Origin of the sequence: Bradyrhizobium sp. CCH5-F6, assembly GCF_001556045.1 — a bacterium.
In the GTDB taxonomy this organism is placed as follows: Bacteria; Pseudomonadota; Alphaproteobacteria; order Rhizobiales; family Xanthobacteraceae; genus Bradyrhizobium.
On the sequence record NZ_LSIC01000064.1, the window covers coordinates 37,533 to 48,877 of the forward strand.

The window sequence follows — 11,345 nt, forward strand, 5'->3', positions numbered from 1 at the left end:
GTGACCTGACACAGGCCAAGGGATTCGGGAATCGCTAGATGCGCGTGGGGGAAACGCCGTCTGAAAAGCCAGCATTGCCATCGCAGACGGTCACTGCGCCATTGACTCATTGGCTGCGGGAGGATTTTGAAATCGGGCCCGATGCGATGACCGATGTCGACCCCTGGGACCCACTATCGACGTTTCCCGCGCCTGCTCCTCCGGATGCCGAGCTTTGTCGCGCTGGCGCAATCGGCTCGGGCGACTTCTGGGACCCGGCACCTGCGGGCCAAACCGACCTGGAGATTGCCAACGTTTCGAGCTGGCAGGCCGATATACGGCTTCCCGACTTCATTCCACATGCCGCAGAGAATCCCTTCTATCTGGAGCTAAGGGCTCCGAGCAGCAGCGACAAAGCCCTTCAACGAGCTCGGTGGCTTGTGTCGTTGCTGGACCTGCCTCAGATCGAACGCCGACGACGATTTGAGCAACGCTTTTCGGAATTGTTTTACCAGTATCCCCATGCAGCAACGTTTTCTGCACTTGCCGACTTGGCCCTAGAAAATGCCGACGCCGACGACGTTTGGTCGGCCTTCGAGCTAAGGCAGATTTGGGCGTCGTCGCCTTCGTGGTGGAGTATGCGACGCAGAGGATCGCGTCAGCCGCTCATACCCGATGGCGGCGTAAACATGCTCGGCTGGGCACGTTCATATCGGTTCGTGGTGAATAGAAAAGGTCTTCCGCCAGAGGCAATCATTGAACCCGACTGGCTCGATGATTGGTTGGAATTGTCTATAGGCGATCCACTGTACTGGCGATTTATCGACTACGCGGAGGCAAGGATTGAGGCATTTGCAGCCGGAGTGCTCGCCTCTCCCGTCCCTCCACGACGCCACATTAGTTCCTGCCCAATGGTCACAATAGACGGCTTCAATTTGTTCGATAGCTTTTCACGCACTGGGCTTTTGTGCCGCGGTCAAACCGAAGCGGTGGCCGTGACAAGTACAAGCTCCGAAGACGTCCTTACCCCTAAGAAGGTTCGCGCATGAATGACTTAGTACCCATTGAGAATGCGTGGGTGTGCCGAATCAGCAATCCGTCCGAGATTGGTTTCGTAAGACGAATTTTCGACCTCGGTGATGGGCCGACCATCGAAGTCGATTTCGGACCAAATGGCTTATCGCGGCTAAAACCCGGAGACTGGGGCTGCGGTTTGCGCCCCGGCTTCACTGTGCAAGACGTCCCATTGTCAGGTGTTCGCGAGACCTTCGGAACCGGAACGGTGATGAAGATCCGAGAGCTCGCCACGCGCCATCAAGCCCTCGTTCAGTTTCACATGACGGGTCACACGCTGTGGCTGCCATTCGAGCGCCTGCGCAGGATCATGGATCCCGACCTGCGCTATCGCCGTTCTGAACCGGCGACACCGGATTCTGCCGATCGTCTCGCACTAAATGTCATGGCCCATCTCCTTCGGTCATGGAACGAGGCTACCGGCGCCCTGGACCGATTGGACGTCGATCCGCTTCCTCACCAAATCGGGCTAGTTCATCGCATCTTAAATTCAGGTCAGACAAATTGGCTGATTGCAGACGATGTTGGCTTAGGAAAGACGATCGAGATCGGGCTTCTTCTAGCTGCGCTCGAAAGACGTCAGAACATCCGTCGTATCCTGATTGTCGTTCCCTCAGGCCTGACCCGGCAATGGAAGGAGGAAATGCTCCTCAAGTTCGATCGCCGATTTCTCATTTATGGAATTGACTTCCGCGTGTCGGACGCTCGGGAGTGGGGTCTCTATGAACGCGTCATCGTGTCTCTTGATCTTGCAAAGCCGCGCAGCGCCCAAGATGACGGACGGGACGCTGATACAAGCTTTGGAGTGTTCATGGCGGCCGGAGCGTGGGATATCATAATCTTTGACGAAGCCCACCGCCTGTCCCGCGATGAACAGGGTCGATCCACATTGCGGTTTCGGCTTGCCCAAGGATTGCGTGAACGTACCGATGCGCTTGTTTTGCTGACAGGCACACCTCACCAAGGTGATCAGGGAAAGTTTCGCAACTTGCTGACCTTGGTTCGTCCTGATTTGGCAACCTTAATCAATAACATAGATCACACTCCCGATGTGGTGCGCGAGATCATTCTAAGAAACCGAAAGATTGACGCCGTTGATATGGACGGCAAGTTTCTCTTCCACGGTTTGCTGGTCCGGCGCGTTGAAGTGGAGACTGATGAACAGTTTGCAGATCTGGAATCGCGTCTAAGACAGTACCTGTCTCGGGGGTACGGCGCAGGCGATGCCATTGGCGGCAAGGAAGGACGAGCTGTCGGCTTCGTCATGACGATCTATCGCAAACTTGCATCTTCATCGGTTGCAGCCCTTTGGATTGCTCTACGACGACGACTTGATCGACTATCCCAGCAGTCGGCGCCTCCCGAAGACAAGGCCCAAGCGTTTGATGAAGATGATCAACCAGAGGCCGATGACAATTTAGACCAGCATGGACCGGCACAAAAACGCCAGCCGTTCTTCGAAGGCGAAGAGATCATGCTCAAGGACCTGATCGCACGTGGGGAAGCGTGCATGAGAACGGACAGGAAAGGAGCGGCTCTCGTTGAAGTCGTGCGCGAGGCGGTCCATGAGCAGGGCGAAAAGATCCTTATCTTTACGGAATTTCGGTCTACTCAGGCGTATCTACTCCATCAGGTTCAGCGCCTCCTCGGAGTCCGGCCAGCATTAATTCATGGCGGCATGACAGTGGATGAAAAGCGGGAAGCGGTTCGGTCCTTCGAAGGTGAAATCCCCGTCCTTATTTCTACGGAAGCAGGTGGCGAAGGTCTGAACTTGCATAAACGGTGCCACATCCTTGTAAACTTCGACTTACCTTGGAATCCTGCGCGTCTAACGCAGAGAATGGGACGGCTTTACCGATACGGCCAGAAAGAACGGGTCGTGGCCGTCAATTTCCATGCGCGCGACACGATCGACAACGAAATTGTTTCAACCGTAGTTGACCGTGTCGATACGATCGTGCGCGAGATGAAGAGTGTCGGACCAGAGTTCGACGAGCGGTACGCGGCAGAGGTCATGGGCGAGCTCTTGGAGCGCGTCGATATTTCTGAACTATTGGATGAGGCCCGCAACGGACATGTCGAGCGGACCAAGGAACGCATTGATGCTGCTATTGCGGAAGCAAGCAGGGCTAAAAAACTACAAGACGAAGTCCTTAGTCAGATTGATCGACTGGATACTCGCAAGCAGTCACTCAGCGGCTACACCACTGCTAACGTGGCCGCGTTTATTCAGCGGGCTGCCACGCGATTTGAAATCGAGGTAGTTCCGTCGCCTGACCTCGAACATTTCACCCTCCGCTTGCCTTCTAATTTAAGAGGCACTTTCCGGGAATTTGGAAATCGAACGGTGATAGCGGCCACAACTCGACGAAGAGATTGGAATCCGGGGAGTGAAGTGGTCCTGATAGACTTTTCGGGTACCTTCTTGAAACATCTCGTAACCTCTGTGACAGCGGCAGAGTTCGGCGGATCATATGCCACCTTTGCGGAAGATTCTAACCTGCCTAAGTTCTTTGCCGTCTTTTTGGCACGGTACCAGGACGACCAAGGGCATCGCCAAGGTGAAGACTTGATTGTTGTTCAACAAGAGAATGAATCGTTTGCCATTGACGGACAATTTCTCGGTCGCCTTTTTGACGCCCCACTCCGCGAGGCGGATCCGATCAAGCGGGATCCGTTAGCAAAAAAGGCAGAACTGGATGCGGCGAGAGATCGCGCTGAACTGGCGATGGCGAAGGTTGTCACGCAATTCCGACATCCAAACGACTTGGTTACATTGGCGATCGCAGAGTTAGGTTCGCCTCTCGGGGATTGAAGCAAGCCAACCGCGATCGGACTAGATCAGATCCAGATCTGGCGTCAGACTGCTAAAGTCATATTGCATCTCCTCTGCTTTCGGGTTGCGCATGCAACCGACTAGCCGAGCGGCAATGAGCCGAGGGAAAGCCGTTGAGCCGAGGGAAAGCCGTCACAGGTCGGAAATCGCGAGGTGGTGCGGGCCGGAGCGTTCGCGACTACACGGCTCGCGCGTTCCGCCTAAAGGGATGCCTTGACGGCTGGGGCGGCACGCCCCCAAACACGTGGGCTATGTCATGTCATGCCCAAGAAAGTGCGGCTGCAGGAGCGGCCCCTTGTAGGCGCAGGATCGACGGTGACCGCAAGACCGATCCAGAGATGAGACGCAGGAGCGTCAGCATAGCGCCGACCGCCAGGTCGGGGCGCCGGACCGACTGCCCCCGGCGAGTGGTTCAGCTTGATTCTGTGCAAGCCCTAGTCCTTTCGCACTCGCACCATTTCAAATGGAGCTCTTTCTGACCGCTATCAGGTCCGCCGTTCCGTTGTTCCTATTGAAGACGTATGCGCGACCTCTGGGAATAAATTTGAGGTCGTCGGGATGGATTCGAAACTGCCGTACTGCGCGAGCGGATGCGTCTCCAGTGAAGCGGTCGGCCTGTATTTGAGCGGTCAGCTCGATGTCGGGATAGGTACCCAGGTATCTGGCCAGCAGTTCTGCGTCATCAGGATCACCCAGCTGATGGCAGATCACGGTATTCACAGACGCTCGAACCTGACGACCGAACGATCCACCGAGCTGGGGAGCTCCCGCATCGAAGTCAGCGAGGCTTTGCGTCGCGAGGGTACCGCAGACGCCAAATGTCCGGCCCATGTTGATCAGGTTGAGCACATTCGTCGTAGAGAAGACGCTGAATTCATCGAAGAACAGCCTCCAAATTGAACGGGAGGTCGTTGTTACGGCTTTCAGATCATTGATGATAAGTTGGCCGATGAGAGGTGCGGCATTCTGAAAAAGCAGGGGAGGCAAGACGAAGAGGACGACCGCGCCTTCCCGCCTCGCCGTCTCCAGATGCAGAATGGGTCGACCTTCGCGCTTCGCCCTCTCAGTGTCAAATAATGTGCCAAGCGCGCTGTTTGCGATAAACCGGATATCGGACTTCACGCCATCGATTGAGGTCTTCTGCGCCACTGCATGCTCATTGATTTCGCGGATGAGCGCTACTCGCGCAGGGTCAGCAAAGCCACGGCGCCCGATGATTTTCAGCAGAGCGTTAATAGACAGAAGTTCCGACAATTGGACCAGATCAATTGGCCGGTTCTCGAATGCGAGTACTTTAAAGGTAGTTTGCAAAAATGATCTCGCCAGAGATTCGTGGTGGGGCTCCGTGTGTTCGCGCAATCTCATGATGCGGTCAGCCTTCGCTGTGAAGTCACCACAGGAAAGCGCACTGTACGCGCAACTCTCAGCGATATTGAGGGTGTTGAAGACGTAGACTGGGCGGCCCTTTGCTTGAGCATACTTGCGCACGCGCTCCGCAAACTCCACGTCGCCCTTGCCGTCGGCAAGGACAAGTCCTTGGCCGCGGTCGATGCTTGACTCGATCAAATTTGCGAGCGTGACGGTTTTGCCTTTGCCGGTTGAGCCGCAGATGAGGGTATGATGGTTCGCGTCGGCGTCGCTGAACCAATACCAAAAGCCTATCAGGAAACGCGTGCCCAACAACGTATGGTGACGGCGAAGTCCTGCAGATATCCGTGACGCCAGCCCAGCACAAATGAGTGCTATTGGAGCGCGTTTGACCTGCGGAACTCCGCCAGTCCGCTGTAACAGAGCCATACGTGAATTTCGTCGGCTTTGCGCAACCAATTCAAAGGCGCTGCCAACTATCATACCGACCGAACCGAGCGCGAGCCGATCAAAAAAGAGCTCGGTAGGATCGAGCCAAATCCGGAAGGTGACGACCGGAAACGTGTGATGGGTCCACGTAGCCGAATAGGCATCATATGCAATCGCCCAGACATTGGGAGGCGAATCCAACGAGAGTGACAAGACCAACAACGCCACGGCCATGGCTCCGAGAGCGAACGCAAGATTTGGACGGCCGAAAAATCGGCAAATGGCGACGGCGGCGAAGGCGGACATAAGCCCAATGCCGGTCAAGGCCAACGTTGCCGTGGCGATCAGCAGACAGAGCAGAGCTCCCGCGAGCATGAACGTGGGGAAATCCATCGGCTGTTCACCGGATTTGGCGGGCATTAGGCGTTCCCCTTAGGGCTCGGTCGCGGTGTTCTTCGCAAAGCGCACGATCTTTACGTGGTCGAGACCGACGGCCGCCCGCGTGATTGCAGCGGCGACCATGGCGGAGTCGGTCAGGTACCAAATCTCTTTCGCGCCGATGTCGGTGGTGTGCTCGGCCATAATGGCCGAAAGACGCTGGCGCGATTTGACGGTGAGCTCAAGTTCGATCGTGTAACGGTGGCCACGGAAGTGCAGATAGCCATCCGGCAGATGTTTTGCTTTCGCCAGCGCCCCCGAGTGGCGAAGCCTCCGCACAGGCTCGAACAACGAGCGTGGAAATCTAGCCGTAAGCCCACGCGCCATGTCGACTAAAAGGCTGTCGTGTCGAAAGTCGCCGGTACGAATTCCTTTCAAGGGCGGCAGGCTGTCGCCGGCGACCAAAGCCCCGTCCGGCGTCACCACGATGGGATTGGCGCTCAGAATGTCCACTGTGGTCCGCCGGATCAGCCCGGCTTCAATCAACAACCGAACCCGTCGCGCCGCTGTACTAAAATCGACACCCATCCACTTGGCGATCTGGAGCACGCTCACGAAGCCGAACCCATTGGTCCACTGCAGGAGGGCGATATCACGTTGCGTAATCTGCACTGAAATCCCCTATTGATGACGCCCCGCCGCCGACCACCCGTAGAGCAACCTGACCAAGTGCATGAAACTCTCGTGGAAGGCGCTTGGTCAGGTTGCGGAAGACGGAGGAAGTGCTGTGGCGGCGGGGTTTTTGCGCGAAAGGGTGCCCAGCCGAGCTGGGCACCCTAGTGGGTGGGTCAGCGAGGAGCCCTCATGGCATCGCTGATACGGATTTCATCGCCCGCGTGAACGACGTCGCTCCGGATGTGAGGGTTCCCCTCCCTCAGAAGCCTCTCGTCGGTGTGGGTCGTCTTCGCGAGTTCGGCAAGGGTCGTTTCCGCCGTAACGCGGCTCCAGCAACCTTCCGGCAGGCACTCGAAAAACGTCCGCTGATCGACCTTGACTAGCAGCGCCGTCGACTCCCGCGCAGCGAACAGAAGCAGGACGACGCAGAGCAGGCTCAGAGCCACCAGGCTGCGAGATACCCACTGGAACGTACGCAGGGTCTTTTCCAGCAACTCAGCACTCATAGCCGTGCGCCCCCAACAGGCTGAACATCGCTTGGGCCTCCCAGCTGCCCGGCCGCTCGACCATGAGAGCGACGTCCTCGAGCAGCATGTGCACGAGGGCCGCCATGGTGAGGGGGCCGTTCGTGCAGTCTTTCCGACCCTCGATAGTGGCGAGAAAGATCTCGACCTGGGCCGCGATTTCGGGATCGATATCGAGTTTGATCTTCATTGGTTTGCCTCTTTGGTACCCGTCGCCTCCGGTAGCTGCCCGCTTCCGGAAGTCCTTCCGGAAGCTTCCAAGCTTCCGCAGCACGAAGGAAATGATGTGAGCTTGGAGAAGAGACGGGCCCGGTGCCGGCGAACACGTCCCCGCGCTGTGGCGCGATCCAAGTGGACGCGAGCAACAACTGCCCGGGTCCAAACGAGATTGGGAGAAAGATGGCGGCCGTCACTTCGGCCACCCTTCCGCGCGTTATCGGGTCCGGGACCCCGCAGCAGGCCAGGCTCCGTCGTCGTGTTACGACTTTGGCGCGTACGCACCGGGTACGCGCTTGTGTCCCAGGCATCTGGGGGAGCTCGGTGTCAAAGATGCTCGCCTCGCGCAAAAAGTCAAGGAAGTGCTGCCAAGTCGCTCCTGCCTCAGCCGCCATTTGGTTAACTCCCGTTAACATGGCACTCGCTTTAACGGACATTGAGGTCGTGCTCGGCTGTAGGGGGCGGCCAGCTCTGCGGCCGCGTGCGCTGTGTGCGACGGCGCTGGTGGCTCGCCTACAAGGGCGCCAAGGATCAGAGCGGTCTTGGTCGCTTGAGCTGGACGGCCTGCAAACAGGATCCAAACGACGAGCTCATTCCGCTTCTCAACCCCGAACGCGATGGATTGCCCGGTGAGATGCTAGGGCTCACCTGGGATCAGGACCGTCTGCCCCTTCGAGCACCGCTCGTCTTTTCGGCTCTTCCTTGGCATCGTCGTGCTCGCCCGCAAGGGACGCTGCGCTCTACGCCCTTGCGCGCTGCGCGCGCCGGAGCCGGCGGGTCGCCTGCGACGGCGGCTCCGGGGATCAGACTTCGTTACCGAACGCGAACGCAACATTCACGGAAATGGCCCACGGTCTTTCAATAGTGCCAGCGCAATGGGCCGACGGCTCGCTCAAACGCGCTCATATGATAGCATCCGCTGCTCCGCTTGGGTCGTGAAGGCGCCTGCGCGGCCGCGTTTTCTCTCTCCCAGGGGTTTGGTCGTTACGGCTTAGGCGAAGGCCACGAACTCGATAGAGTTGGTGTTTCAACCGAGTAGAACTCGCCTTCGCCGAGGTTGGAAGAAGGCGGCCGTAGGAGCGCGGCGTTAGCGAACGCCAAATGCGGGAACGCGGGACCGACTACCTCCGATTCCGTCAAGGCCGCCATTCCGAGTCCGGAATCTGCCTGGCCGCGCGCGCGGTGCAGTAGGACGCGCGGCTCGCTATCGCAGCGACGTAGACGCAACATGTCGTTGCATGGAAACGCGGCGAGCCTGGTTGGAGGATTGGATATGACCCAAAAGCAAATGGTTATGGGTCGCTATTGATACTGTTCAGCCCGCTTTGCAAGAACCGCTTGCAGCCTGTCGTCCCTCGTACGTTTGTCGATCTTCCACGCCTCTACTAACCGCAACTCCCCGCGCTCGGCCTTTCGCTTTGCCCGGAGCAATATCTTGGCGAGACGCCAGATCGTCCTGTTCGTCAGCTGTTGGACGATCTTGGCCTGTTGCTCGCTGATCACCTTGGGACCGTAGCCATCTGAAACGTTACCCTTGGTCGAGTGGCCAAAGATCACCTTACGGGACCGTTCGCTCAAGCCTTGAACATCGTCGATCATGCCTTTGAAGGCGTGGCGCGCCGAGTAGTTTGAGAGTCCTGGCCGGTGGATCTTCAGCTTCTTGAGGCCATAGGTACACGCCTTCGTCAGGACGTGGCTCCACATGATCTGCTCAGTCTTGGGCCGCACATACACCTTCCAATCCGGGAAGAGCCACTGCTCGTACGCCTGGTCTTCGATAGCCGTGAGTTGCTCTTCCGAGAGGTGATCCCGGCCACCAGCCTCTTTAATCTTTGCCTGCCGGTAGGCGCTCACGATCGCATCGCGATATTCGACGATCCCGAGCTTGAGCAGCAGCCGATGGATCGCAATCCATCGGTAGGCCGATTTCGTCTTGCCTCGCGTTCCACCGGGCTGAGGATCGAACCGCTGCTTTTCCGTCTCGTCAGGCGCAAACGGGGCATACCGGAAATGCGGCTCACCACGGAAATCCAGGATGTCGCGGCACCGCAGCTGCGCGATCTCGCTCGGACGCATGCCGGCGAGCAATTCGATTAGATTGGCCCAGTAAAAGTATCCTTGGACGTGCTGAGGTCCGGAGATCCAGCAATGAGCGACGCTCTCGCAGCCCGTGAACGGTGGCGCGCCGAAGAAAGTGAGGACCTCTTCTTCATTATAAGCATCCCGCTCTGCTGCGGGGCGGTTGAGCTTGGTGCCGAATTCAAAGGAAGGGACCGGACCATAGGCGAACCAGTGCTCGACCGCGAACTTCCAGAATGCATTCAAGGCCGGCGCATACTTTCCATCCAGGGTCGTTTGACTGACGCGCTTGAGCTGGACGATTTTTCCATCGCGCTCGCGCACCCAGCCGTGCTCGCGGGCCGCAGACCAACGAAAGTATAGGGAGCGCTCGTCTTGTCCAAATCCCTTCGGATGCGGAATCTCGGCAACTTCTTTGGTGATCGTCAGGAGGTGATCCCCGTTGATGTCCAACATCACGGGATCATTCAGCAGGTTGATCACGAAAGTGACGATTGGAGCGACCTCACTCTCGACGCGACCATCGAAGCCCTGGGCCCTCTGGGCGGTCACAAACCGGGTCAGCACCTCCGACATCTTGAGCGGGACATACTTGGTGGATTGCACTGGGACCGGCCGGGCCGGCGCGAGCGGCACTTCAACACCAAAAGTGCGGATCGCCACATCAAGCGGAGGTTGCACTAGCGGCTGGCTGGCAAGCGCATACTCCAGGCGCTTGCGCTCCAACTGTCCTCCGACGGATTTGCTCTTTTCGAGAGCGTTGGACGCACGGCTGTTCTCACGGACAAGCGCCACGAAGTGCTCGTCCCAGCCGGGCACGATATCGTTGGGCTTGAGGTTCAGGGAGCGCACGGCGTATTGGGCGCAGAACGCCGTCGACTGAAATGCACGTCGCTCGACAAAGTCGGCTTCGTCTCGAACGGGCTCGACCGCCAATGCCTGCAGCCGCGGCCACAGCGCCTGCAACACCTCCTTCGGATCTTCGGCAGCCTTGACGTTCATCATCCAGCTCGCAATTCGGGCGGCCCGGCGAACGGCGACCCTCTGGTCGGATGTCCGCAGGCTTATCCGAAACGCTGACTTGGATCCCGCCGCCAGGCAAGCCGGCAGGCGCGCTCTAAACAGGTATCTGCCGTCCCGGCGGGAAACGTAGGCGTGGCGAGCCATCTTCAAGACCGTGTCCAATGTGGGGGACACAGGTCACGCCGCCGCGACGGAATGTGGCCAATTTAATTGAAATCACTGGAGAATTTCAGGCATTGGTAGCTACCCAATGCATGGTAGCGGGGGAGGGACTCGAACCCCCGACCCCAGGATTATGATTCCCGTGCTCTAACCAGCTGAGCTACCCCGCCACAGGGATCGCGGCGGCGACGAAGGCCGATCTCGCGAACGCGCGGCATATAAAGAAGGGGGCGGCGGGAAGTCAAGCAAAGCTGACCGCCTTTTTCCGCGGTCACCGAGGCTAGGTCGGCCCAAGCGTCTTGCCTTTTCAATGAGTTCGTCGTGTCCGGGCTTGTCCCGGGCATGACGACGTTTCGGGTGAGGAACGACCTATTTCGGCCTGACCGTGGGATCGCCGCCGGGGCTGCCGGGCGGCGGGATCACGGGGGTGTTGCTGCCGGTGTCGGGGGCCGGGGCGTGCATCTCGGGATCGACGCCGGAGGGCGGGCAGAGCACGCCGTCGGATTTCGCCAGCCTGTCGCCGAGCGGTTCCCGGGACTGGCCGATGGTGGTGCCGTCCGCCTGACGGCCCGGGCGGTCCTGCGGCGCGCAATTGGTCGCGT

7 protein-coding genes, 1 tRNA gene and 2 pseudogenes are annotated in these 11,345 nt (G+C 58.4%); 2 read left to right on the forward strand and 8 right to left on the reverse strand.

Annotated features, from left to right (window positions below):
- Positions 1–38 precede the first annotated feature (38 nt).
- Positions 39–1,028 (forward strand): hypothetical protein, encoded by a 990-nt coding sequence (locus AX729_RS39605; protein ID WP_156456893.1) that lies wholly within the window; start codon positions 39–41, stop codon positions 1,026–1,028.
- Complete coding sequence (locus tag AX729_RS11915; protein WP_082770415.1) at positions 1,025–3,868, forward strand: DEAD/DEAH box helicase; 2,844 nt, start codon at positions 1,025–1,027, stop codon at positions 3,866–3,868. The genes AX729_RS39605 and AX729_RS11915 overlap by 4 nt, the downstream gene beginning before the upstream one ends.
- 480 nt (positions 3,869–4,348) lie before the next feature.
- On the opposite strand, the gene AX729_RS11920 is transcribed toward AX729_RS11915, so the two are convergent.
- From AX729_RS11920 to AX729_RS11950, 8 genes and pseudogenes are all read right to left on the reverse strand, one after another.
- Complete coding sequence (locus tag AX729_RS11920) at positions 4,349–6,106, reverse strand: type IV secretory system conjugative DNA transfer family protein (protein ID WP_156456894.1); 1,758 nt, start codon at positions 6,104–6,106, stop codon at positions 4,349–4,351.
- A 12-nt stretch (positions 6,107–6,118) separates the two neighbouring features.
- Positions 6,119–6,736 (reverse strand): Lrp/AsnC family transcriptional regulator, encoded by a 618-nt coding sequence (locus tag AX729_RS11925; RefSeq protein ID WP_061023208.1) that lies wholly within the window; start codon positions 6,734–6,736, stop codon positions 6,119–6,121.
- A 176-nt stretch (positions 6,737–6,912) separates the two neighbouring features.
- Complete coding sequence (locus AX729_RS11930) at positions 6,913–7,233, reverse strand: LysM peptidoglycan-binding domain-containing protein (protein WP_156456895.1); 321 nt, start codon at positions 7,231–7,233, stop codon at positions 6,913–6,915.
- Position 7,234: 1 nt separating this feature from the next.
- On the reverse strand, positions 7,235–7,453 hold the full coding sequence (locus AX729_RS11935) for a hypothetical protein (RefSeq protein WP_156456896.1): 219 nt from the start codon (positions 7,451–7,453) through the stop codon (positions 7,235–7,237).
- 1,328 nt (positions 7,454–8,781) lie between these two features.
- Positions 8,782–10,563, reverse strand: a complete 1,782-nt coding sequence (locus tag AX729_RS11940) for a site-specific integrase (RefSeq protein ID WP_156456897.1) — start codon at positions 10,561–10,563, stop codon at positions 8,782–8,784.
- A gap of 18 nt (positions 10,564–10,581) precedes the next feature.
- Positions 10,582–10,725, reverse strand: a pseudogene (locus AX729_RS41775) (DUF6538 domain-containing protein); the annotation flags it as partial.
- A gap of 111 nt (positions 10,726–10,836) precedes the next feature.
- Positions 10,837–10,913, reverse strand: a tRNA-Met gene (locus AX729_RS11945).
- Positions 10,914–11,112: 199 nt separating this feature from the next.
- Positions 11,113–11,345: pseudogene (locus AX729_RS11950) on the reverse strand (hypothetical protein); the annotation flags it as partial.